Here is a 24975-nt window from a genome sequence, read left to right on the forward strand (position 1 = left end):
CCATCTGGAAAGGGAATTATAATTGCAGTTTAACCAGTTAGGATTGAAAGTTGTCTCTCCAAGCCCTACGTATGGCATTCGCATCAATTGCAGTTTAACCAGTTAGGATTGAAAGATGTCTATGGGGGATTTCTGCGGTTCAAGTTCCGCTATTGCAGTTTAACCAGTTAGGATTGAAAGTTGACTACCTCTCAAGGAAGAAGGAGATGTTCTGGAATTGCAGTTTAACCAGTTAGGATTGAAAGCGGCCATTCTGAGCACTAAGTCCCTGATAATAACCGATTGCAGTTTAACCAGTTAGGATTGAAAGTTCTCAGTTACTATGTCTCCAGAGAGAAAATCAGAGATTGCAGTTTAACCAGTTAGGATTGAAAGTTCGCAGGTGTTGGTACATAGGAAATTAGTACAAATATTGCAGTTTAACCAGTTAGGATTGAAAGGTGGAATTTCCCTTCAGGTCGAATGGATCCTCCTCGATTGCAGTTTAACCAGTTAGGATTGAAAGTGGGCACATAGACAAGGATTGAAACCATTGTGTATAATTGCAGTTTAACCAGTTAGGATTGAAAGTGGTCAGGAAAACCCGTTGTGTCAGTGCCATTTCCCATTGCAGTTTAACCAGTTAGGATTGAAAGTGGTCAGGAAAACCCGTTGTGTCAGTGCCATTTCCCATTGCAGTTTAACCAGTTAGGATTGAAAGAAGGTATCAGGTTCAATAATTACGGAATCAACAAGAATTGCAGTTTAACCAGTTAGGATTGAAAGGAGGTTACTGCCCTTTGAACCAGTTTCCTGTCTCCCATTGCAGTTTAACCAGTTAGGATTGAAAGATCACCTTCTCCATCCTTGCATTGCCGTCATATTTGATTGCAGTTTAACCAGTTAGGATTGAAAGAAGACCGTGTCCGTATACTTGAAAAAACGCTATGGGATTGCAGTTTAACCAGTTAGGATTGAAAGTAAATAGCAACCTTTGCATGCCCATCGAAATATGCAATTGCAGTTTAACCAGTTAGGATTGAAAGGCGAATAGAGGCTATCTTGTACGGCATCGTGTTCATATTGCAGTTTAACCAGTTAGGATTGAAAGAAGACCGTGTCCGTATACTTGAAAAAACGCTATGGGATTGCAGTTTAACCAGTTAGGATTGAAAGTAAATAGCAACCTTTGCATGCCCATCGAAATATGCAATTGCAGTTTAACCAGTTAGGATTGAAAGATAACTCTTGCCAGTGAAACTGAGGACGGAGAAAGAATTGCAGTTTAACCAGTTAGGATTGAAAGCCTGATGACCGCCGATCACTATTGTCACCGCAGAGAATTGCAGTTTAACCAGTTAGGATTGAAAGCTGCCAGCTGCTTTAGCATCACTTCCCAGTGTACTGATTGCAGTTTAACCAGTTAGGATTGAAAGTTGGAATGGCGGTTCCTTTCTGTCCTAACTGTTTCCAATTGCAGTTTAACCAGTTAGGATTGAAAGCAAGGTCCCTGTACACCTTCTCCACACTGTTCATCAATTGCAGTTTAACCAGTTAGGATTGAAAGTTGAATATGTCAGGTGATAGAGTGAGAGCTAAAAATAATTGCAGTTTAACCAGTTAGGATTGAAAGCTAGTTGAGCACGACAAACAGGAGCAGATAGAAAAATTGCAGTTTAACCAGTTAGGATTGAAAGGCAAAACCAATCTTTCCGCGGTGCAGGTCGTCTTCAAATTGCAGTTTAACCAGTTAGGATTGAAAGACCAGATGGAGCAGGTGCAGTTATCGCCATACCAGCATTGCAGTTTAACCAGTTAGGATTGAAAGATAGGAAACGCATCCGCAATATCGGACATATTTAACATTGCAGTTTAACCAGTTAGGATTGAAAGACCCTGTATCTGGTAGAAAGGGATATTTCCAGAGCAATTGCAGTTTAACCAGTTAGGATTGAAAGGCGGGATTGTCAGTATCCATGAACTGCTGCAAAGCGAATTGCAGTTTAACCAGTTAGGATTGAAAGTCGGTCTTGAGGCCTGCGAACAGTATGACTACCAGGATTGCAGTTTAACCAGTTAGGATTGAAAGGATTTTTATCAGGCAGAGAAATCTGTATCAGGCGGAATTGCAGTTTAACCAGTTAGGATTGAAAGAGGTAGAGGTCCCACGGTGAAAAGCCGGTCAAGATTTGTGCAAAATCGTCGGTTTGAAATTGACCCCCTTTATATACAGCTTTCATAGCCTTCTCACTCCTTCCTCGCTTTTGGCAGCGAGTTCTTCTTCCGGTCCTTCAGCCTGTATGATTCACCCTTGATGTTTATGACAGTGCAGTGATGCAGTATCCTGTCAAGGACTGCAGAAGCCATCACTGAATCCCCAAGTATCTCGCCCCATTCGCTGAATGACTTGTTGCTTGTGTAGATCGTGGATCTCTTCTCATACCTTGATGAAACGAACTGGAAGAACAGGTTGGATTCCTCCCTTGTCAGTGGCAGGTAACCGATCTCGTCCACTATCATGAGCCTGAACCTTGAATATGTCTTTATTCGGTTTCCAAACAAACTAAAAAAAGCATCAATGACAGAAAGATGCATAAGAATGGTACAGTAATAATAGCGGAAGCAGTAGATTATTGAACTCTTGATGGTGTGCCGTGAGCCGGGATTGAACCAGCGACCTCCAGATCTTCAGTCTGGCGCTCTCCCTACTGAGCTATCACGGCTTGACAGCTTATGGTCTCAGTTTATATAATATTTCACATTGGGAACGGAAGCACATTCTACCTGACCCTGAACGGATCTGTTTGGTTTAGTGGGGGTAAATGAGTTTCATTTTCCTTCTCAGTAGAGGCTGTATTTAAGCCTAAAACTCTTAATTCTCACTGGATTGGTCTAATCATTAGTCATTCTGGCCCCAGAAAAGGTGTATATTGCCTTATTTGGATAGAATTATATTCCTTTGCTTACCCCCGGAATGTTAAAGAGATCCCCCTGAACTAAATACTTGATCTTATTGAACCAGGTCTTTCTTGGGACGTAAATCGTTTTGACGCTCCTTCCTTGATACATATCGCGGAAGAAGTTAATATAGCGTCCTGTGCAAGGCTCATAAGCCGGTTGAAATGACGTGAAGTTCTTTCGCCTGCTATCAGGCAATGCTATCGTTTTGAAACCAGATTCTGGAGGACTTACTTTTCATTCTCCGAGTGATGGTAAATTTCGTGTTCAAAGGCAAGAAGTATAAATAACATAGTATAGATTATAGCTAGAGATTTACTTGTCAGAGGAAACTTTCGGTGATATGTTCCGGAACATCAGGATTGATGACGCCATCAGGATGGGCACTTCATTTCTAATATCTGGATTTACATCATTCATCTGGATATCACTTCCGTTCTTCCTCCGCGAGAATCATATACCTCTCTTTTACCTGGGGCTGATCTATTCTATCGCAGTTCTTTCTGCGGTTCTCATAAGGCTCCCTCTGCGCTTCTACAGCGATAGAGCCAGGAGCGATCTCCTTCCCACAATCGGGCTTCTCCTTACGGGGATATCCATGAGCCTTCTGTTCACAGTCAAGACCATTGGAGGAATCATACTTGCATTCGTGGTTCTCTCATTAGCAGTGGCAGCATACAGGTCTTCCAAGAATGCCAGCAGAGCGAAAGGTCTCAGAAACATGGAACCCATGAGGAACATGTACAGCCAGGATATAATTCCAAACACTGGAATATTCATTGTGCTGATTTTCGCAGCCTTATTCGTTGGCGGCAGTGTTGGAGAACTGTACGGCATTATGTCCGTAGTAGCGCTTCTTGCTGGATTTCTGGCCCTGATGTATCGCATCACCAGCGGCACACGATCAAGCATTTCGCCATCACCCAGGCCAATTCGCCAGATGATTCGGACATCATTTGAGCCCATCAAATCCCTTGATATGATCACCAACAGAAAGATCATGATCCCATACATAGCCATACAATCCCTGCTTTATCTCTCCATATGCATAGTGGCTGTATTCCTTCCGGCCATGGGCCTTCATGACGGCGTAAACAGACAGGAGGTATTTCTGATATTTGCAGCATTCTCCGTCATAGCCTTCCTGCTGGACAGGAGTGCTGCACTTATCCCCATGAAGTTCGTGAGGGACACATTCTACATGTTCAGGCCCATATTCCTCATAATTCCACTGCTGCTGCTCTCTCTCATATCTTCAAGCGTCATTTTCATAATTGGATACTTCACGCTTCTTCTGTGGGTATTCTCTGATTCCATGTCATCAGATGTCGTATCCTCCATGATGCCGGAAGGCGACAGGATACGTGCACCCATAATAATGGGATTTCTCTCCATACCAATAAGCATAATCGGCCCCGCACTTGGCTCACTATTCTGGCTTGCATCACCCAGGCTGCTTTATGGCGTCGCTATCCTCCCGGCAGCAATTTCGCTGCTGCTTGCCATGATGGCATTCCAGAATATCAGCAGGCACAAAGTTGATAATTCCACAAGGTCCGAATAAAATCTGGCAAAAAGTTATAATTCGCCAAAACATCAGAACTAAAAGGCTGTACAGGTTAACGGAAAAACATCCAGTGCTGGCACCGCAATCTGTACGGGTTCGGTTCAGAAGTATTGAAGATCAGACATTGCTGGAGAGGTGTGAAATAATATGATACCTGGAAAGATGAATTCACGGGAAATGAAAAGAATGATGGCACAGATGGGCATAAAATCAACTGATATGCCCGACGTCCGTACGGTTATACTCAAGGGGGCAGCAAAGGACTACATGATAAGTGATGCCCAGGTTATGGTCATAGAGGCACAGGGGCAGAAAACCTTCCAGATAATGGGTAACATGAAGGAGATTCCCAAGACGGAAAGTGCAGCACCCTCCGGGCCGGCATTCCCCGAAGAGGACATAAAGCTGGTTATGGAACAGGCGTCTGTTGTGAGAGAAAAGGCCATTGAAGCCCTGAAAAAGGCTGACGGAGAGCCGGCAAAGGCTATATTGGATCTGCTCCAGAAATGATTGATCTCAGGGAGATTCTGCTTCCAAATATCCCGGACGATAATGAGAAAAGAGAGATCAGCGAGATTGCTGAATCCCTCATTTCTGGCATAAGACAGATACTTGACAGGGATGGCATAAATGCCACTCCAGTACTTGTGGGGTCCACTGCAAAACACACAAACCTGAAGAATGCCGACATAGACATCTTTATTGTATTTGACAGGAAATTCAGTGAACGGCAGATGGAATCCATTGGCCTCAGGGTCGGTCACGAAGTGCTTCCTGATGGTATTGAAAGATATGCTGAACACCCATACGTTTCCGGCCATATCAGGGGGAGAAAGATTGACATCGTCCCATGCTTCAGAATTGAAAGCAACACCAGGATAATCAGTTCAGTAGACAGGACACCTCTCCATACGGAATATGTGCTCTCCCACCTGGATGAAAAAAGAAGAAATGATGTCCTTGCCCTGAAGCTTTTCATGAAATCAATAGGAGTTTACGGATCAGAAATCAGGGTTCAGGGCTTTTCAGGATACGTATGCGAGCTTCTGGTCATAAATCTCGGGAGCTTCCAGAAAGTGCTGGAGAGGTTTGCATCCCAGAAGGGGCGCCTGGTAATTCCAGACACAACTCCGCTGGTGGAAAAGTACCGTTCTCCTGTGGTCATCGAGGACCCAACAGATTCCTCAAGGAATGCCGCTGCAGCCATAAGTCTTGAGAATCTCTCCATCATGAAAATTGAGAGCAGGCTGTATCTGCACAGTCCCTCACCATCATTTTTCACAAAGCCCCAGCAGGACAAACCGCTTCCCTATATGGACCGGGGGACCTGCATAAGGATCGTCACACTTCCAAAACCTGATCTTGTGGATGACGTGATATACAGCCAGGCACAGAGGGCCAGGAAAATACTTGTAGAACACATTGTGGACATGGGCTTCCATTACATGGATTCTGAACTGTATGTGGGAAACACCATCGACATAATGATTGAGACCGAGACCGCAGTCCTTCCGGCTGTAACCAGGCGTATTGGCCCTCCCGTAGACACACCAAATTCCATGGCGTTCATAATGAAATGGAAGGACGGAAAATCTGTCAGAGGTCCGTATGTAAACGATGACAGGATCTGCGTTGACGCACCATCAGTCGTAAGGGATATAGAGACAGCGATTTCCTCAGCATTTTCCGGGGCAAACATTGGTAAGAACCTTGACCCGGTAAAGGGCGAAGCAAGAATCATTGATCCAGCCGTGACAGATGCGGCCTATATGGTTCTTGGCAAATTCTACTCAAGAAAGATACGTTTTTGAAAGTATCGAAGAATAATGGCAATATCCCTTCAGCGTCCTCCTGAAAATATCTCCATCAAGGTCACATCATCGGCATGGTTTACGATGTCCCGCCTGGTGACAGGCACTCCGTTCCTCAGGCATATGTAGCCTTCCTCCCTGAGATTAAGCTTCCGCAGCAGTTCCTCCACAGTGCAGGATTCCTCCAGTACTGTTTCGTATGTCTTCCTTCCCACAATCCTTACTGCCATACTCGCCCATAGCCCCGGGCAGATTCGAACTGCCGTCTACGGATCCAAAGTCCGGAATGCTTGGCCACTACACCACGGGGCTGTGTCACCATGAGATTTTTGAGGCTAATCTATTTTTTGCAGGGCCAGCTCCCACAAGGCTTGTTCTCGTGTGGAATAGCACAGGAGATTATGGGAAAAGCCTTTCCAGGCCATTAAAAAAGTCATGTGCTTTGTCCTGTAATACCCGGACAGGGCCGACCAATAATGAACTGTTGGGGAGTTCAGGACCTGAACATACCGGTTACAGTTTTCTTCACCCGTCTCCAGGTGTTGTTCGTGTATCGTTCTCCGCCGGCAACCAGCCCCCGCTCATGATAGCCGTACTGTTCCCAGTATCCATCCTCATATTCTGCAATCAGTTCAATTTCCGTGAGCCACTTTGCGCTTTTCCAGCCATAGAGATCAGGCATAAATGGCCTTGCCGGAAATCCCTGCTCTATCCTCAGTGGTTTATCATTCATCCTCAGAGCAATGATGGCGTCATCCTTCAGTGCATACTCTATGGGTACCGGTGTACTGTATCCGTCCGCACACCTGAACATGACCCACTTTGCATCCGGAGACGGTTCAGCTTTTCTTATGACATCGGCAAGGCTGGGTCCGGCCCATTTAACATTCTGTATGCTCCAGGCGGTGACGCAGTTGAAATCGCTTATGTACTCAAGCCATGGCATCTTCATGATTTCTTCATGGCTGAGGGCATAGGGCTTTCCCACCAGCCCGGAAATTTTAAGATTCCAGTGATCCGCACTGATTGTCGGCTCTCCAAGTGCTGAATATATTATCCAGTTGCTGATGTACCTCTGTCCGGGGTTTTCCACATCAACTTTCTTAAGTTCCATGTGGGTGTGTATTCGTTTCGATTATTAAGACCATGCAAAAATCGTCAAAACATATTTTACAGTTCTAGCTATTACTTTACTGGGATGAATATATTATGACCAACAATCTTCTAGATATCGGCAAAGTTGCCGCTAAGCTTGGGTTAACTGAGAATGACCTGGAAAGGTATGGAAACAACATGGCAAAGGTGAGCCTGGAGGTCCTGAAGAGGGTTCAGGACAGGCCAAGAGGCAAACTCATCCTGGTTACGGCCATGAATCCAACCAAGGAAGGAGAGGGGAAAACAACCACAACCATAGGACTGGGGCAGGCTCTTAACATAATGGGCAGGAAAGTAGCCATAGCAATCAGGGAACCCTCTCTTGGGCCATGCTTTGGCATAAAGGGTGGTGCTACAGGCGGCGGAAAGTCCACTGTGGAACCCAGCGACAGGATAAATCTCATATTCACCGGCGATTTTCCGGCAGTCTCAGCTGCACATAATCTTCTATCAGCCATGATCAACAATCATATCTACCATGGGAACAAAATGAGAATCGATCCAAGGAAAGTTACTTTTCCAAGGACAATCGACATGAACGACAGATCACTCAGGGACATCATTGTGGGTTCTGGAGGCAGTGAGTCCGGAGTCCTGATGAAGGATAAATTCGTAATCACTCCTGCATCTGAGATAATGGCAATACTGGGCCTTTCCAGCAGCTATTCAGATCTTAAGCAGAGGCTCTCAAGAATACTTGTTGGATACAACTTTGACGGAAAACCTGTTTACGCGGGAGATATAAAGGCACATGGTGCCATGGCTGCGCTTCTCAGGGATGCACTTAAACCCAACCTTGTTCAGACTGCAGAAGGTGTACCGGCATTTGTGCACATCGGGCCCTTTGGGAATATTGCACACGGCACCTCATCCATAATAGCCGACAGGATGGCACTGGGTCTTACGGACTACCTTGTCACTGAAGCAGGATTCGGTTCGGAACTGGGTGGAGAAAAATTTCTGGACATGGTATCAAGGATAGGAAATCTGCCCGTGGATGCAGTGGTACTTGTGGCAACAATAAGGTCGATTAAACTGAATGCAGGCGTAAGCAACTCCAAAAATGAGGATGTTGCCGCCGTTGAGGCTGGTGTTCAGAACGTCCTGAAGCATGTTGAGATCCTGCGCAACTTCGGCATTGACCCGGTTGTGGCAATCAACCGCTTCCCCACGGACACCGACAAGGAAATTGCAAAGCTTGAAGAGATGCTGAAGAAAAGCAATGTTGTATGGTCCCTGTCCGAAGTATTTGCCAAGGGAGGCCAGGGAGGGCTGGATCTTGCAGGCAAGGTTATGGAAAAATTATCCAGGCCAGCAGGAGGCATAAAGCGAACCTATGAGGAATCTGATCCTGTAAGGGATAAGATCATAGCAATAGCAAAAAATGTGTATGGTGCCGCAGAAGTAATCTTTGAGAAGAAGGCTGAGAACGACCTTAAAAATATAGAGAAAATAGGAATGGGAAAGGCATATGTATGCATGGCAAAGAACCAGTATTCACTCACGGACAACCCTAATGTTCTCGGATGGCCCAAGAACTTCAAAATTCATGTAAAGTCGATTTCCGTGTCATCAGGGGCAGGGTTTGTAGTACCCATGCTGGGCGACATAATGACGATGCCCGGGCTTCCAACGGAACCTGCAGCAAACAACGTCGACCTGACTGATGACGGGATCATAACCGGATTGTTCTGAGCATTTCCGGTGAATAATTTCCCACCATTCATTTTTCCTATTTTTAAAAAACTCCATTTTGAACCGCACATTCAAAAATAAGTAATAGGCTGTCTCATCTTTTAACAACTGACGATTTTCATTATCTCCCTGGGCCTATTTCCCATTTTGATGTTTGATACAATCATGAGATTGTATGCAATTGCCTTAAGACCAATTGCAGTATCGAATGATCTGTTCCTTGTGTACCAGATATCCTCTGTTTCCATTATCTCTTCAAGGATGGAGAATGTCCTCTCTATTTCCCACCTGAGGGAATACAGAGAAGAGTATTCCCTCCTGAGATCAATGCCTATTTTCCTGTTCGTGGACAATCGTTCAGGAATAATTCCTCTCCTTCTGTTTGTGTCAATCACAGGAATGGAATGTGTATTCTCAAACACATAATCGTATATGTCAGATGTATCATATGCTGAGTCTGCAAGAATATAGGAGAAGTTTCTGACAGAATCCACCATGTCATGGGATACACGTGAATCATGCATGTTTCCTTTAGTAACAAGCCAGTCCATGATCAGGAGGGAATCTATATTCAGTGACATATGGCACTTCCTGCCATAAGACCATCCCTTGGTGGTCTTGGACCATCCTGATTCAGGATCTTTGTAATTTCCCCAGTGTTTCCTCCTCATTGCAGTGGAATACTTGCATGTGTGGATCATGAAGGAATCCACTGCTGCGCATTCCTTAATGGAATAGAGGAATGTGATCTCCCTGTTTATTGCATGGAGATCAAATTTCCTCGCCCTCCTTGACAGGGTCTGGAAGCTTGGTATTTCCTTAAGGTCCATCATGGTCAGATATTCCTCATGATTGATGAGGAATACCCCGGCAGATCGATACGATATTCCGAATATCTGCAGCAGCACAAGAATCTTCAGAATCTGCCGATCTGTATATTTTCTTCTCCTTTGATCGGGCGAAACTATATTGTCTATCAGTTCCATAATCAACGGGATATGCTGTGTGGGCATATCCCAATATTCTCATTCTGTTAATAATGTTCGACATCTGTCTGACTCTTCATGAAATACGAGACACCCTAATAAGTAAAATTTGGTATGTGAAAAAGATTTACTGAACAGTTATTGTTCCGGTCATCCATCCAACAGTTGACATTGCACCTGCCCAGCCGGTTGGTCCGGAGCCGCAGGAAGCCTCACACTGCCAGGTGTAGACGTTCTGGCCGCCAGTGTGGAAAGAGAACTGTTCCACAGACTGAGGAAGCACCGGGACATTCAGGTTCAGGCCAGCCACTGTAAATGTGTGAGCAATATCTGAATCATTGACGCCTGTTGTGGTCCATGCTCCCCTGACTGAAATCCCATTGTTCTGGAAAGTTGAGTTGATCAGTGTGTTGTTGATGATGGTGACTTCATCATTGACCGTGCCGGATACATTGGCATATTGGCCTGGAACTGTAGCGGTTCCATTATCATAATTTATGATGGTGACCTCAACCAGAGAATTGGCAGGAAGCAGAATGTTTCCAGAACTCAGGAGTGTTCCATTGCTCAGGACATAATATGCAGGCTGGTCCCCAACTGTGCTGTTGTAGTAATTGTTTGTTGTGATGACAAGTGTCAGCTGATACACACCATTGCTTTCGCCAGAGACAGGCGGTGCATAATTGGTCATGTCTGGGTGGCTCATCACCAGGCCAATACCCACACCTGCTACAATGACGACGACCGTTAATACTGAAAACAGAGTCTTATCGCTCATTTCCATACTTATCAATTCCGTCCATATTCCATCAATAAATAAGACTGACAACTCTTATTTGAGGAACAAAGTTTATATAGAATTATCCACGGGACCTCACTGCTGTATAAATATATGCATTAAAGTAAACTAACTCACAGCACATGAGTAATCATGGCATCCACTTCAGCGAAAATTTTTGAGAGTATCTCAAAAAGCCCTGTAATAAAGAATTTTCTGACTACTATTCAAAAATATACTGAACATAATACGATTGAATGATGGAGAAATTATGAATAAATATATATACCGCCATGTACATTGTATTGCGCAATGGCTGAAGAAGAAGTTATAGCTGAAAGATCTGATCGAAAATTAAGAATGAGCCTCAATACCTGGGACCTTCTATTCCTCAGTCTTGGTGGGATAATAGGTTCAGGATGGCTCTTTGCAGCGTACGCCGCTTCCTCAATCGCCGGTCCGGCCGCCATACTCTCATGGATTATTGGAGGTGTAATTGTGCTCATAATTGCATTGAATTATGCTGAGCTGGGTGCAATGATACCGAGGTCGGGTGCGATTGTTAGATATGGGCAGTACTCTCATGGGAATCTGGCAGGATATTTCATGGCGTGGGCATATTTCCTTTCCGCCGTGTCTGTTCCTGCAATTGAGGCAGAAGCTGTGGTGGAATATGCAAGTCCTTACATATCACACCTGTACAATGGTGTGGTTCTGCAACCTCTGGGTATACTGTTTGCCGCACTCCTGATGGTGTTTTTCTTCTTCCTGAACTACTTCGGGATAAGAGTCATGGGAAAGACAAATACAGGTATGACGTGGTGGAAGCTGATTCTACCACTGGTGACAATACTCCTGCTTATCTCCGTGAGGTTCGACCTTGCAAACTTTTCAACTATATTCTCTGGAACATTTCAGGGCGTGAGTGTAACATCATCCAGCTCAGGATTCATGCCATATGGCTTCGCTCCTGTAATGTCTGCAGTGGCCACATCAGGAATAGTGTTCTCGTTCCTTGGGTTCAGGCAGGGGCTTGACTATGGTGGAGAATCCAGGACTCCCCAGAGATCAATTCCTATTGCCACAATAGGTTCAGTTCTCATTGGCATACTGGTTTATGTTCTTCTGCAGGTTGCGTTCATAGGTTCCATTAACTTTGGGAAGCTGGGAATTCCCGAAGGCGCATGGGCACTTCTACAGGCCAATGCTTCAGGCGCATATATTACGCCAGCCATATCTTATCTTAATGGAGCTCCTTTTGCTTCAATTGCCTCATCGGTTGGCCTTGTCATGCTCACATACGTTCTGTTTGCAGATGCTTATGTTTCCCCAAGTGGAACTCTGAATGTATATCTCGGAACATCAATGAGAACGCTCTATGGAACTGCTGCCCTGGGCTACCTTCCATCTTCCATGCTGAAGGTTGACCAGAAGAGGCGCATTCCAGTAATGCCGTTGATCGTGTCACTTATAGTTGGTATCGTATTCTTTGCACCGTTCCCAAGCTGGTACAAGTTAGTTGGTTTCATAACCAGTGCCACGGTATTCACGTACCTGATTGGGGGTCCGGCTCTGAGGTCACTGAGGAGAAACGCCAAAGAACTGAAGCGCCCATTCAAGCTTCCCGGATCATCAATCCTGGCTCCTCTGGCATTCATTGGCGCATCACTTGTGGTTTACTGGTCAGGCTGGCCACTGGTTGGAGATCTTGCAATAGCAATTTTCATTGGGCTTGTTGTGTACGTGATATTCTTCCTGCTCAAGCAAAAGAATGACCCCACCAGGCAGAAGATACACACCTGGGAGTTCGTAAAGTCTGGCATCTGGGTTCCAGTGTACATACTGGTACTGTCTGCAGAATCATTCCTTGGTGAAACCGCACTTGGCGGTTCAAACCGTGTGCCCTATCCGTGGGATCTCATAATGGTCATAATTGTTGCAATTGCTTTCTACTTCTGGGCTGAGCACAGTGGTATACGAACTCAGGAAATAGAGGAGATTGTGACACTTGACTCGCAGTACCTGACTTCGGATGAGGAACCATTTGGCAGCAAAGGAGGGGCATAAAATGAACAAATATGTTTCCGGTGCACTGATCTCAATAGTAATAGGAGCTATAGGACTGGGATTGCTGATATATCAGACACTGCATACTACCAGCGTCGGCGTGGATGTGAATGTCATCCCACCCATTGGCATCCTCTACGCCTTCATCTTCGCAGCTGGAGTGATTGCTGCCATAGCGCTTATAAGCCTTAACTCAAAATCAGCAGTAGTCAGGAAATAATTCCATTCCTCATATTTTTTAGATTTATCTCGAACCTTTTTATTACAAATTTTTTTTCTTCACATTAAGTGTTCTGCATCTTCATTTCAATAGAATAGGGCATATGTCTGGGAAAATCGGTCAAAAGAGAAATTCAGACCTGATTGTGAAAAACACGGTTAAAGAAAAATAAAAAAACACTCAATAAAATGAAAAGTTGGTAACTTACGGTGTGATTTTTATGGCTCTTGTGGGGCACACGCTTTCGCATGCCATACAGAATATGCACTCGCTCTCTCTTACGGGATCGCACTTATCGGTTCTGTATTTGTCCCATTCCGGGGTACCCTTCTCTATCTTCTTGTCATTGCCGGTTCCCATCTGGCCAGGATTAAGCTCCCATTCATAAAGAGTCACAGGACATACATCCATGCATGCTCCATCAGCTATGCAGGTTTCCCAGTCCACTGCAACGTGTGAACCATGAATTCCCAGTTTCGTGGGGTAAGGCTTTCCAGCGGCATCCATTCTCTGCTTGCCTTCGGCCCTTACATCATGGTCATGATGCTTTCCAGTTACTGGGTAGTTAGCAGTATCTTCCAAAAAATTCTCATCAATTGGTTTGGGCTTGTAATCTAGTGTTTCCAGTTTGACCAAATGATCACCTAATTCGATATCACCAGATTCCTATATAAATTATCTGGTAAACCCGCTTAGGAGGATTTCTAAAAACCCCATAATTATTGCCTAAATCACAGCAACATTTATTCATGAAATAGCCATGTTGCAATATGAGCAGTCTTCTTGATGAAGCACTTAAGGAGAAATACCGCCTTAGCGGTATTCATGATCCTCTGGCATACATGAAGGATGCAATAGACTGGTCTGTCTTTCCTAATCTTTTGGAAGATCTCTATCACAACCAGACCGACCAGGGAGGAAGACCAAATATACCTGTAACCACGATGGTGAAAGTTCTCTTCCTCCAGAGCATGTATAACATGGTTGATGAACAGGCTGAAACACTCATACGTGACCGTATCTCTTTCATGAATTTTCTTGATTATCCTGATCTGTTGCCGGATGCAAAGACAATATGGTTCTTCAGGGAAAGGCTTTCCAAAACCGGCAGGGATCGTATAATCTGGAATGAATTACAGAGACAGATTGAATTGAGAGGGATCAAGGTGAAGCGTGGATCTGTACAGGATGCTACATTCATAACTGCAGATCCCGGACATTCTAAGCATGAAGGTCCATGAACCGAAGGAAAGACCAGGAGATCCAAGGATGGATCCTTCACAAAGAAGAACAACAAGACATTCTTCGGTTTCAAGGGCCATACAATTGTGGATGACAATAAGATACCGATCCTGCGTTCATATGCTGTCACAACCGCAAAGGATCATGACACAGCAATAGATCTGTCAAAAACTGGCATTACCGTGTACAGAGATAAGGGATATTTTGGAAATGATCCGAAGGGAATCAATGGAACAATGGATAGAGCTGTGAGAGGGCACAAGCTCCCCATTGAATCTGTCCGCAGGAACCTCAGGATATCAAGGAAGAGATCACTTGTGGAATATCCATACGCAGTGATTAAGAGGGTATTCCACTTTGGCCATGTTCTTGTCACTACCATAAGAAGGGTGAGGGTCAAATTCATGTTCGCATGTTTTGCATACAATTTACATGCTGTAAAGATCTTGCAGGGATAGCGTAAGCTGTCGAAATTTCCATGAAAACATGGAAGATTAGGAAATGAATGGAGACAAAATTAGGTAAATACTTCTGTTTGCACGCGAATAATCATTTTTTGCCCTGAGATCACAAAATTATACAAGTTATTCGAAATTCTCTTAGGTTTTTCCGGATCACGATCATAAATTGCCCTTTTCTTGCAATGCTGGTCGGTAGGTGTCCAATCCAGGTTATCTCAATATGACAAAATCTCAATTCAGATATCTCACATTTTGTCAGGAAATGGAAAGAGATTCATAACCAGAGTTCCAACGGTATTAATTTCTGATAAAAATTTATGTTATGGTGTAATATCCCATGTATGCCTAAAAGCGAGCCTCAGGTAATTAACCGGAAAGCTGTAGGAGATTTTGTTAGCTCATTCATAAGGCAACTGAAATACAAGCGTGAGGATTTCAAGACCATCGGAACGTTCGGTGGATTCACTTCTCTGATAGATCTGGGTAATTTTGCCGTCTCACTCAACAATGACGGTGTGGGTACCAAGACAATCATTGCTGAAGAGGCGCAGAGGTACGACACCATAGGTATTGATTGCATAGCAATGAATGTAAACGATGCCATAACGGCTGGAGCGGAGCCAATTGCAATGGTGGATTATATATCCCTTCGGGAGCCGGATGCAGAAATGGCAAAGAATCTGGGAACAGGCTTCAATGTTGGAGCTCAGATGTCCAACATCACCATTGTTGGAGGCGAAACCGCAATCGTGCCTGACCTCATCAATCATATAGATATTTCCGGGACGTCTCTCGGGATTGTCCAGAAATCGCAAATAATTAATGGAGAGAAAATTCATGACGGGGACCTTATATTCGCTCTTCAGAGCAGCGGTCTTCATTCCAACGGTTACACAACAGTGAGAAAAATAATCAAGGATAATGAGCTTGGTTTAATGGATAAGTTTCCCGGTGATACAAAGAAGACGGTTGATGTTTTGCTGGAACCCACCAGGATATATGTTAGGGAAATTCTGGACATAATGAATATAGTCAATATCAAGGGGATGGCAAACATTACTGGTGGTGGAATAAAGAACCTTACAAGGATGAAAGACATGAAGTACGTCATCTCTGATCCCATAGAGCCCCAGAATGTATTCAAGAAACTCATGGAAATGGGGCAGCTTTCCTACGAACAGATGTATGAAATTTTCAACATGGGTATGGGATATGTAATAGTTGTTGATCCGGAAAGCAGGATTGATTTCATGAGCACCCTCAGGAACAGGGTGCATTTCAAGGAAATTGGTCACGTGGAAAACGGTTCCGGAATAGAAATACCTTCGCTGGAACTGAATTATTCCGGTTACTACTGATTTTTCTATATTTAAGCATTTTTGTCTGAATTTGATACAGTTAAGTTAAATTATTGATTTGAATACAAGGTATTATGAAAATAGTAGCTGTTGTGGACGAAGAGAATTACGTTACACCCCTGGAGTATGGAAACTCCATAATGCTCATAGATGACGAGAGCAAGCAGATAAAGGAATACGAGAACCCGGGTTTCGGCTCCCCATATGGAGGAAAGGAAAGATGCATGCAGGGAATACTTTCACTGAAACCTGATGCAATCGTTGTGAAGGAAGGTGTCCTCTGCCCTGGATCTTATCACATGTCCCTGGGAAAAATGAAGTACATTCCGGTAGACGAGGAAAAACTTGACGATATAATGAAGAATCTTCCTGAACTAAAGGAAAAGGCAGTGGACGAACTGGCCTTTGAAATGTTCCGTGAGTAAAATTTTCAGAGCTTGTTTTCCAGATAATACTTTATTATTTTCTTTACGCCTCTTCTAAGGACATCCGACAGGGATGCAGGCGACACATCAATCTGTTTAGCGATCTCTGTTAGGGACATTTTCCTGTCCGGATCGAAATAACCCTTCTCATAAGCTTCCTTGATTATTTCTTTTTCCCTCTCTGTCAGGATTTCTGAACTTTCCAGGTGCGTTTCAAGGATCAGGGGGTTCAGGCCCGCTTCCTGCAGGTCCTTTTCAAGGATCTTGAGTTTTACAGGATTCTGAAGGAGAACACGGTAGAGTATCTTATTTCCCGTAAGTGCCTTGGTGCTTATCACCACAAGCTGTGAGGAGGCGAAAAACCTGCAGGCCGAACAGCTTCGAGACTCAGCCCAGAAACCATTCTTCCCAACTCGTATGACGTTTGTTGAAAGCTTTCTCAGGTCTGATCCCACCATGTCCACGTCCGAGTCCACAGTTACATGGTGCAAGGTAAGGTCTTCACCTATTCGGAGTCTTTCAACCGAGGCCTTTGCACCAACGGTGTTGACGTAGTTTGTTATGAGACAGTCTGACCTGGTCACTTCAATCAGTGCCTCCACTGCACCCTTATCTTTCAGGGACACTTCGATCTATTCCTTATCCCACAAGTGATAAAACTGTTTTCATTCCGGGCAGTGAATGCCCTTAAGAATCGGGATCGCGCTTCTCTATGGCATGAGCATATCCATAGATAGTAGAGGCAACAATGTGGGCCAACCTTACCGGTTCGGGTAAGATTCCATCTCCCAAAGTTCTCAGAAGTAGTTTTCTCGCGTCTTCATGGGTCATTCCTGCATAATTTGCTGTAATCTCGGCTCCACCAAGGTTCATGGAATCAGGATTGATTTTTCTCAGAGTACTTTCCTTGATGAAAGCATCACGCTCATATTTGCGAATGGCCATAATCATTGCCCTTATGTCGGGCTTGCCCTTTCTTACGGAGAGAAAAGGCACACCAGTCCTTCCGTAAAATTCTTCTGGATCCAGGATGTTGAAACCTGCGAATGTAATCCCCTCTGACATTACAACAGAGGGCCGGATCTTCAGCATATCCATAAGACCTGAAATTTTTCCTGTAACATCGCCTCCGTCGATTGATAAGGAATCCGCAGCAATATTCTCTATCTTCCCATCAAGGCGCATGAGGACACCGACTATGGGGCACACTTTATCCACCCCTCTGACAAATGGGCCATCATCCACCCCGAGAATCCGCAGATCCTTCGCAAAATTAATCTGAATCAATGGTTTTCATCACACCCGTTGATTATGGAGACCCGAAAGTAGAATTTTAACAATGCGATTTTCAAGTACCTGAAATCGAAAAGGGAGACCAAAAATGACCTTCACTTGAAAATATGCATATTTATAGCCTTATTTTAAACGTCTATATATACACCAGGTGCAGGGCCAACCGCATTCACCAAAATGCTTATATCGGGGCTTACTATTCCAAGTCTACGCACTTCAAATGCACCTCTTAAGTGAAATTAAGAGGGAAGGGTTAGAGGCAATATTGCCGATGAAACCAGATTTCCGTTTACAGTAATATGGATTGTGCAACTGCTAAACTGCTTGGGGGATGGTTTGGCTTGGGGGCCGAAGAAGGACGTGCCAAGCTGCGATAAGCCTCGGGGAGGCGCATGGAGCCCTAGATCCGAGGATTTCCGAATAGGACTTCCCGTCGTAAGACACTCCGTAAGGAGAGGGTACCCAGGGAATTGAAACATCTTAGTACCTGGAGGAAAAGAAATCAATCGAGATACCGTTAGTAAAGGCGATCGAAACCGGTATAAGGCAAACCGAATGCCCCATAGTAATATCGGGTATATGTGGAGTTAGGACCTCCTTCAATACCTACTCAATGAATCCTAATCTGAACGAAAGCAGAGCCAGAGAAGGTGATAGCCCTGTTGGAGTAAGTTGAGAGGTTACGAGAGGAGAGTTCCAGAGTATCGTGCGTCGTTTTTCGCGCGAGAATATAGGTGGCACTAACATCTAACCTTAAATACAGCCCAAGTCCGATAGCGAACAAGTACCGTGAGGGAAAACTGAAAAGCAACCCGAAAGGGTAGTGCAAAGAGCCTGAAACCAAGCAGTGATAAACTTACAAGGCACCAAAGGGATGATATCGTTAACCACGATGGACCAGTGTTTTGTTGTCCGTGTTGAAGAACGGACCAGGGAGTTTCGACGAATGGCGAGGTTAATCTTTTAAAGAGAAGCCGTAGCGAAAGCGAGTATCCGCACAGCAATGGAGGGATAGCGTAATCTATGCGTTAGTCATTCGTGGAAGACCCGAAGCCGGTCGATCTACGCCTGAGCAGGTTGAAGCCCAGTGAAAACTGGGTGGAGGACCGAACCAGTTCTGATGTGCAAATCGTTTGGATGACTTGGGTGTAGGGGTTAAAGGCCAATCTAGGCCGGCAATAGCGGGTTCCCCCCGATACTACCCGCAGGTAGACTTCGGTGGAGATGCTCGGCGAGGTAGAGCGACCGATTAGCAGGTTAGCAGTCGAAAGACTGCGCCAGCTTATCAAACTCCGAACTTGTCGAGATCGTAGATACCGGGTGCTAGGGTACATGGGATAAGCTCTGTACCCGTGAAGGGAACATCCTAGACGGGGGTTAAGGTCCCTAAAACTGACTAAGTGCAAATTAAAGGGGTTTGTGGCCAAAGACAGTGTGGAGGTTGGCTTAGAAGCAGCCATCCTTTAAAGAGTGCGTAACAGCTCACTCACCGAGGCTACATGCCCCGAAGATGGAAGGGGCTAAAGTCAGTTACCGAGACCTCCGAGCACCGAGAGGTGATCTGGTAGGGGGGCGTGCCGCATGGACGGAAGCTTCTTCGAGAGGAGGAGTGGACCGTGTGGTATCGTGGATCCTGGTAAAAGTAGCAGAATAGAATTGTGAGAATCAATTCCGCCGAAAGGGCTAAGGGTTCCTTGGCAATGTTCGTCAGCCGAGGGTTAGTCGATCCTAAGGTGGTCCCTAACAGGAAACCACCGAAAGGGAAGCTGGTTAATATTCCAGCACCTCGAGCGTTTTGCCATATAATTGGACTTTGGGATATTGGAAGTACGGGTGACAACGTATTTGCAAGTATAATCTGGTGGAGAATCGTAATGATGAGAAGCCGGAGAAAGCTTGTGAGTCCCCCTATGGGGATTTCTTAGATTTCTGGAGTCTGTGAAAGAATTGTATGGGTCAAGTTCGAGTTCGTACCAAGAACCGACACAGGTGCCCCTGGATGAGAAGTCCAAGGCGTTTGGGAATAATGGACGCGAGGGAACTCGGCCAAATAGCTCCGTATCTTAGGTAGAAGGAGTGCCTATTCCGAGAGGGAATAGGTCGCAGTGGCAAGGGGACCCCGACTGTTTACCAAAAACACAGATCGCTGCTAGTTCGTAAGGATGTGTATAGCGGTTGAAACCTGCCCAGTGTCGGTACCTGAAAATCCCGTACAAGGGAAAGAAGGGCCGATAAACGGCGGGGGTAACTATGACCCTCTTAAGGTAGCGTAATACCTAGCCGCTTAATTGGCGGCTTGCATGAAGGTTCAACGTGAGTCCCACTGTCCCCGCGTTCAGCCCCGTGAAATTGATGCACTGGTGCACAATCCAGTCTCTCCCACGTGAAAGCGAAGTCCCCGTGGAGCTTTACTGCAGCCTGTAGCTGTAATACGGTGCTTAATGCGTAGAGTAGGAAGGAGCTGTCGATGCCTGGGTTCTGGCTCAGGTGGAGGCGACGATGAAACACTTCCCTTTGAGTACTGAATTACTAACCTCGCAAGAGGGACAACTATTGGTGGGCAGTTTGGGTGGGGCGCCACGCCCCCGAGAATTTAACAGGGGCCCCCAAAGGTTAGCTCAGGAGGGTCAGTAATCCTCCGTAGAGTGTAAGGGCAAAAGCTAGCTTGACTGAGTTCCGGACAATAAGGAACGCAGATGCGAAAGCAGGGCCTAACGAACCACCCTGTCCCCCTTTAGTGGGGGCGGGTGATAAGAGAGAAGTTACCCCAGGGATAACTGAGTTGTCCTCGGCAAGAGTTCATATCGACCCGAGGGTTTGCTACTTCGATGTCGTCTGTTCCTATCCTGGTGCTGAACAAGGTGCCAAGGGTGGGGCTGTTCGCCCATTAAAAGGGATCCTGAGATGGGTTCACTACGTCGCGAGACAGTAGGGTTGCTTCTCCGTGGGAGTGTTCGATGTCTGAAGGGAAGGAGCCTTTAGTACGAGAGGAACGGGGGTTCGTGACCTCTGGTTTGCCGGTTGTCTGTCAAGGCATTTGCCGGGTAGCCACGTCATACGCGAATAAAAGCTGAAAGCATCTAAGCTTGAAGTCGCCCCTGAAAATAGACATCGTTATTAGGTCTCTCCTAGAAGAGGAGATTGATAGAACTGGGATGTAAGTGCCGAGCTTCGGCGAGGCATTCAGTCTACAGTTACTAATCGACCGAATGCACAATCCATGCTAAGGTCCGGAAATCTGGTATAATACCCTTGTGCGTATTTTTAATTTTTTTGAATTTCAAGTCAATGTGCTGATTCCACTCAATTCAAAAAAGATGAAGATTTGACAGTCTCAACCAGAAATTAAAGGAATTGTGGAAAAAATTTACCGGACAGTGGACCGTTTTTCCATCACATTAAGGAGGTTCTCTGTTACCTTATTGAAAGCTTCTGCTATGGCGTTGCTCTGGCTTACAGAAGGCACTCCGTTATCGGAGCTCTCAACTATTTCTGTGTACAGGGGAATCCTGCCCAGGAATGGTACGTTATATTTTCTGGCAGCCTCTTCCCCTCCTCCTTTCTTGAAGATATTCACTGTTTCGCCGCAGTGCGGGCAGACAAAACCGCTCATGTTCTCCACTAGCCCCAGAACCTTCAGTTTCATCTGTGAGGCGAAGTTGATGGCCTTCTTTGCATCCAGCAGGGCAACATCCTGTGGAGTCACAACCACAACGACACCTTCAACATCAGGAACTATCTGGGCAACACTCAGTGCCTCGTCACCTGTTCCTGGAGGCATATCCATTATGACAAAGTCCCTTTCCCCCCAGGCAACATCCTCAAGGAACTGCTGCAGTGCCTTGTGCCTCAGTGCTCCTCTCCATATGACTGCAGTGTCTTCTGTGGGAAGAAGAAATCCCATGGATATGACATCGACATTGTATTTAGTCTTCACCGGAAGGATCTTGCCTTCCTCGTTGACATCAACCTTTTCGTCTGAGACCCCCAGCATTTTTGGATCATCAGGCCCATTTATATCCGCATCAATGAGCCCAACCTTGTAGTTTTTGGCCAGGGAAACAGCCAGATTCACCGATATTGTGGATTTGCCCACTCCCCCTTTCCCGCTCATCACCATTATTGTATGCTTCACACCCTTGTATTTCGTTGACTTTGGTGGAGGCCCTATTATTGGCTGCGGTGGTGGCTGGTTCATTTTTATTGTTCCGGTTGGCATAATTCCGAATTGCAGATTCGTATTTTAGCCTGAGCATCTTTACAGGTGCGACAATTCTATTAATCCTGTCGTTTTATTCTGCTCTGGATGTACAGTGAAAATTGCGTATTCTGCCGTGATGTTATCAGGGACAGGAAGGCATCCATAGTCTATGAAAATGACAGTGTGATTGCGTTTATGGACATTGCTCCCGTTGAACCCGGACATGTACTGGTTGTTCCCAAGGATCATTATGTGAACATAATGGATATAGATGAACCGGTGTATCTGGAGGTCCACAGGGTTACCAGAATGATTTCACCGGCAGTTGTAAGGGCTGTGGGGGCGGACGCGGTGAACATAGGGCAGAACAATGGCGCCTGTGCGAACCAGAGAGTATTCCACTACCATGTCCACATAATCCCGCGATTCTGCAGCAGGGAACTGAACTGGGGCCGAAAGGCGGTTGAAGATGAGGAACTGGAACAGATGGCAGTCCTCATCAGGAATGAGATAGCAGATCACGATGGCAGGATTCCGGAACTGCGATAATGTATAATATAATCTTTTACCTTACCATGCAAGGGGATCTCAAGGGATTAAGATGAAGAGCATAGAAGAGCTATACAAGAGAGCGCTTGACCTGAAAAACAAGGGAATGTCAGATAAGGAAATCTCAACAGAGCTTCACCTTTCAGTGGGAACAGTCACGTGGCTGCTCAGCAAGGAATTTTTCAAGGAATCAAAGATACAGGATGTCAGGATTGGCTGGAGATCCATAGGTGTTACAGGAGAACGTATCAATGCAATTGCCAGCATTATAGCCGACATAATAGAGGAGGAATCCGGAAATGGTGATTATGAAGTGGATGCCATTCTGGGAATCACAATCAACGGCATTCCCCTGGCAACAATGGTGTCCTACATCCTTGGCCGTGAACTCATAGTGTATCGGCCCCACCCCAACAGAAAGGAAGGATTCTTCAGCAGCAACTATGCATCAGTTAAGGGAAAGAATGTTGTCATTATTGACGATGTGGTGAGCACAGGGGAAACCATGAAGAGAGCCATCATGGATACCAAGAATGAAGGCGGTACACCCGTGCTGGCTGTGGTCCTTGCTTCAAAGCTGAACGGTGACGACATTGCCGACGTGAAGATACGTTCAATACTGAGAACCAGCCTTGTTGGTGGAATGTAAGGAATATGCACTGGGCAGATGCGTTCGTCCAGGACCTGGCTGGACATCAGACAGTCTCAACAGGGATATCCCCATCCGGGCCCATACACGTTGGAAACATGAGGGAGATCCTCACCGGGAACTTCATTTACGTTGCATCCAGGGATCGTGGGCTTGAAACCAGGTTCATCTATCTCTGTGATGACATGGACCCCCTGAGGAAGGTCTATCCGTTCCTTGACAGGTCATATTCAAGTTATGTGGGATGGCCTCTTTACAAAATTCCTACCCCTCAGGGGGAAGGAACGTATTCCGAGTATTTTCTCCGTCCATTCCTGGACACGCTTGATACAATCAACGTAAAGGTTGAGGTAATAAGGACTTCAAACCTGTACCGGGAAGGAAAGTTTGCTGAAGCCATTGATGTGGTAATGAAGAATTCCCAGCAGATCCGAAGGATTCTGGAGGATATATCCGGAAGGGACATTGAGGAAAACTGGTCACCGTACAATCCCATCTGCGAAAGCTGCGGAAGGATCAATACAACATCCGTAACATCTTACAGGTTTCCATATGTGGAATACAGCTGCAGGTGCGGCCATTCAGGGCAATCTGATGTGCGAAAGGACCAGGGCAAGCTTCCCTGGAGAATAGAGTGGCCGGCAAAATGGAAAATACTTGGGGTCACTGTGGAGCCGTTCGGAAAGGATCATGGCGCTCCCGGCGGATCCTATGACACGGGAAAGGCCATAGCTGAGAAAATATTCGGCATAAGCGCACCAAAACCCATGATTTACGAGAGAATACTGCTCAAGGGAAAGGGCGCCATGCATTCTTCCACAGGAATAGCCATTCCAGCATCCGAGATGATACGGGTTGCGCCTCCACAGATTCTTCGATTCCTCATAGCCAGATCGCAGCCTGGAAGGCACATAGACTTTGATCCCGGCCTCGGCCTCCTTAACCTCATAGATGAGTACGAACGTTACAGGGACATCTATTTCGGCCTTGAGGCTTCCGATGACAATGATGCAAAGAGGATATACGAGCTGAGCAGGGTCAGGGAGGAAAAGCCCGGCGATGTGGTGAGCTTCAGGCACCTGATCACGCTCATACAGATATACCATGATGACAGCGGTCTCCTGTCTGCCCTGAAGAGGGGGGGATACACCCACGACAGCATTTCCGGTGATCTCAGGGCTGAGATGGAAATAGCAAGATCGTGGCTTGACACCTACGGTCCGGATCAGATGAAATTCACGCTTCTGCCCATGGATGCACCAGTTGAACTTGGCCAGGCTGAGAAGGCGGTCATAAAGGAGTTCCTGCAAACAGGCCAGAGCGTAAATTGGGATGCTGAGTCAATACACAACAGGATACATGAAATACTCAGATCAGGAAATATGGACCCCAAGGAAGGATTCAGCATATTTTACAGGGTGCTCATAGGAAAGACCCGCGGCCCAAGGCTGGGGTATTTCCTTTCAAACCTGGACAGGGACTGGGTAATGGAGAGGCTGAAGAGGGCCGTCTCCTGATTTCCTGAGGTGTAGCGCATTATGGTGGGACTCCGGTCTTCAATCAAAATATTATATAAAGTCA

At 45.7% G+C, this 24975-nt stretch carries 20 protein-coding genes, 2 tRNA genes, 1 rRNA gene, 1 pseudogene and 1 CRISPR repeat array (1 of these 25 cut by a window edge); of the genes and pseudogenes, 13 read left to right on the forward strand and 11 right to left on the reverse strand.

Going from position 1 to position 24975, the window contains the following annotated elements:
• Window positions 1–2133: direct repeats of the CRISPR family, unit length 29 nt; unit sequence ATTGCAGTTTAACCAGTTAGGATTGAAAG; it begins 1477 nt to the left of the window's first position.
• 93 nt (window positions 2134–2226) lie between these two features.
• Together RE469_05500 and RE469_05505 are read right to left on the reverse strand one after the other, a co-directional pair.
• Window positions 2227–2541, reverse strand: a complete 315-nt coding sequence (locus tag RE469_05500; GenBank protein ID WMT43664.1) for an ATP-binding protein — start codon at window positions 2539–2541, stop codon at window positions 2227–2229.
• 88 nt (window positions 2542–2629) lie between these two features.
• A tRNA-Phe gene (locus RE469_05505) sits at window positions 2630–2702 on the reverse strand.
• 554 nt (window positions 2703–3256) lie between these two features.
• On the opposite strand from RE469_05505, the gene RE469_05510 reads away from it, so the two are divergent.
• The 3 genes from RE469_05510 to cca all read left to right on the forward strand — a co-directional run bounded on the left by RE469_05510 (window position 3257) and on the right by cca (window position 6315).
• Complete coding sequence (locus RE469_05510; protein WMT43665.1) at window positions 3257–4501, forward strand: hypothetical protein; 1245 nt, start codon at window positions 3257–3259, stop codon at window positions 4499–4501.
• Between the two features lie 150 nt (window positions 4502–4651).
• The gene (locus RE469_05515) at window positions 4652–5014 is read left to right on the forward strand and encodes a nascent polypeptide-associated complex protein (protein WMT43666.1); all 363 of its coding nucleotides are present in this window, start codon (window positions 4652–4654) and stop codon (window positions 5012–5014) included.
• Window positions 5011–6315, forward strand: coding sequence for a CCA tRNA nucleotidyltransferase (cca, locus tag RE469_05520; GenBank protein WMT43667.1), 1305 nt, complete (start codon window positions 5011–5013; stop codon window positions 6313–6315). The genes RE469_05515 and cca overlap by 4 nt, the downstream gene beginning before the upstream one ends.
• Window positions 6316–6344: 29 nt before the next feature.
• On the opposite strand, the gene RE469_05525 is transcribed toward cca, so the two are convergent.
• From RE469_05525 to RE469_05535, 3 genes are all read right to left on the reverse strand, one after another.
• Complete coding sequence (locus RE469_05525; protein WMT43668.1) at window positions 6345–6545, reverse strand: MoaD/ThiS family protein; 201 nt, start codon at window positions 6543–6545, stop codon at window positions 6345–6347.
• Window positions 6546–6554: 9 nt separating this feature from the next.
• Window positions 6555–6627 (reverse strand) — tRNA-Gln (locus tag RE469_05530).
• A 181-nt stretch (window positions 6628–6808) separates the two neighbouring features.
• Window positions 6809–7429 carry a molybdopterin-dependent oxidoreductase gene (locus RE469_05535; GenBank protein ID WMT43669.1) on the reverse strand — a complete coding sequence of 207 codons (621 nt, stop codon included), beginning with the start codon at window positions 7427–7429 and terminating at the stop codon, window positions 6809–6811.
• Between the two features lie 95 nt (window positions 7430–7524).
• Between RE469_05535 and RE469_05540 the strand changes: the two genes are divergently transcribed.
• Window positions 7525–9165 (forward strand): formate--tetrahydrofolate ligase, encoded by a 1641-nt coding sequence (locus tag RE469_05540; GenBank protein WMT43670.1) that lies wholly within the window; start codon window positions 7525–7527, stop codon window positions 9163–9165.
• A gap of 101 nt (window positions 9166–9266) precedes the next feature.
• Here RE469_05540 and RE469_05545 read toward each other — a convergent pair whose 3' ends face one another.
• Window positions 9267–10151, reverse strand: coding sequence for a transposase (locus RE469_05545; protein WMT43671.1), 885 nt, complete (start codon window positions 10149–10151; stop codon window positions 9267–9269).
• 127 nt (window positions 10152–10278) lie between these two features.
• Complete coding sequence (locus RE469_05550; protein ID WMT43672.1) at window positions 10279–10929, reverse strand: hypothetical protein; 651 nt, start codon at window positions 10927–10929, stop codon at window positions 10279–10281.
• A gap of 312 nt (window positions 10930–11241) precedes the next feature.
• Between RE469_05550 and RE469_05555 the strand changes: the two genes are divergently transcribed.
• Both RE469_05555 and RE469_05560 read left to right on the forward strand, forming a co-directional pair.
• Window positions 11242–12996: an APC family permease gene (locus tag RE469_05555; protein ID WMT43673.1), complete on the forward strand. Its 1755-nt coding sequence runs from the start codon at window positions 11242–11244 to the stop codon at window positions 12994–12996.
• A gap of 1 nt (window position 12997) precedes the next feature.
• Window positions 12998–13216 carry a hypothetical protein gene (locus RE469_05560; protein ID WMT43674.1) on the forward strand — a complete coding sequence of 73 codons (219 nt, stop codon included), beginning with the start codon at window positions 12998–13000 and terminating at the stop codon, window positions 13214–13216.
• 204 nt (window positions 13217–13420) lie between these two features.
• Here the strand turns inward: RE469_05560 and zfx are convergent, their stop codons facing one another.
• On the reverse strand, window positions 13421–13852 hold the full coding sequence (zfx, locus tag RE469_05565; protein WMT43675.1) for a zinc-containing ferredoxin: 432 nt from the start codon (window positions 13850–13852) through the stop codon (window positions 13421–13423).
• A 134-nt stretch (window positions 13853–13986) separates the two neighbouring features.
• Between zfx and RE469_05570 the strand changes: the two are divergent.
• From RE469_05570 to RE469_05580, 3 genes and pseudogenes are all read left to right on the forward strand, one after another.
• Window positions 13987–14916, forward strand: a pseudogene (locus RE469_05570) (IS5 family transposase).
• Between the two features lie 344 nt (window positions 14917–15260).
• Complete coding sequence (gene purM / locus RE469_05575) at window positions 15261–16277, forward strand: phosphoribosylformylglycinamidine cyclo-ligase (protein WMT43676.1); 1017 nt, start codon at window positions 15261–15263, stop codon at window positions 16275–16277.
• A gap of 74 nt (window positions 16278–16351) precedes the next feature.
• Window positions 16352–16702: a hypothetical protein gene (locus tag RE469_05580; GenBank protein WMT43677.1), complete on the forward strand. Its 351-nt coding sequence runs from the start codon at window positions 16352–16354 to the stop codon at window positions 16700–16702.
• Between the two features lie 5 nt (window positions 16703–16707).
• Here RE469_05580 and RE469_05585 read toward each other — a convergent pair whose 3' ends face one another.
• Together RE469_05585 and RE469_05590 are read right to left on the reverse strand one after the other, a co-directional pair.
• Window positions 16708–17328 (reverse strand): helix-turn-helix domain-containing protein, encoded by a 621-nt coding sequence (locus tag RE469_05585; GenBank protein WMT43678.1) that lies wholly within the window; start codon window positions 17326–17328, stop codon window positions 16708–16710.
• A 61-nt stretch (window positions 17329–17389) separates the two neighbouring features.
• The gene (locus tag RE469_05590) at window positions 17390–17989 is read right to left on the reverse strand and encodes a DUF99 family protein (protein WMT43679.1); all 600 of its coding nucleotides are present in this window, start codon (window positions 17987–17989) and stop codon (window positions 17390–17392) included.
• A gap of 306 nt (window positions 17990–18295) precedes the next feature.
• Here RE469_05590 and RE469_05595 point away from each other — a divergent pair.
• Window positions 18296–21216 (forward strand): 23S ribosomal RNA (locus RE469_05595).
• A 146-nt stretch (window positions 21217–21362) separates the two neighbouring features.
• On the opposite strand, the gene RE469_05600 is transcribed toward RE469_05595, so the two are convergent.
• On the reverse strand, window positions 21363–22214 hold the full coding sequence (locus tag RE469_05600) for an Mrp/NBP35 family ATP-binding protein (protein ID WMT43680.1): 852 nt from the start codon (window positions 22212–22214) through the stop codon (window positions 21363–21365).
• A gap of 87 nt (window positions 22215–22301) precedes the next feature.
• On the opposite strand from RE469_05600, the gene RE469_05605 reads away from it, so the two are divergent.
• The 3 genes from RE469_05605 to lysS are packed head-to-tail and all read left to right on the forward strand — an operon-like array spanning window position 22302 to window position 24911.
• Window positions 22302–22745: an HIT family protein gene (locus RE469_05605; GenBank protein ID WMT43681.1), complete on the forward strand. Its 444-nt coding sequence runs from the start codon at window positions 22302–22304 to the stop codon at window positions 22743–22745.
• Between the two features lie 52 nt (window positions 22746–22797).
• A complete protein-coding gene (locus tag RE469_05610) occupies window positions 22798–23394 on the forward strand; it encodes an orotate phosphoribosyltransferase-like protein (GenBank protein ID WMT43682.1) in 597 nt (198 codons plus the stop codon).
• A 5-nt stretch (window positions 23395–23399) separates the two neighbouring features.
• Window positions 23400–24911, forward strand: coding sequence for a lysine--tRNA ligase (gene lysS / locus RE469_05615; GenBank protein WMT43683.1), 1512 nt, complete (start codon window positions 23400–23402; stop codon window positions 24909–24911).
• The last annotated feature ends 64 nt before the right edge of the window (window positions 24912–24975 follow it).

The organism is Cuniculiplasma divulgatum, from assembly GCA_031200235.1.
GTDB lineage: Archaea > Thermoplasmatota > Thermoplasmata > Thermoplasmatales > Thermoplasmataceae > UBA509.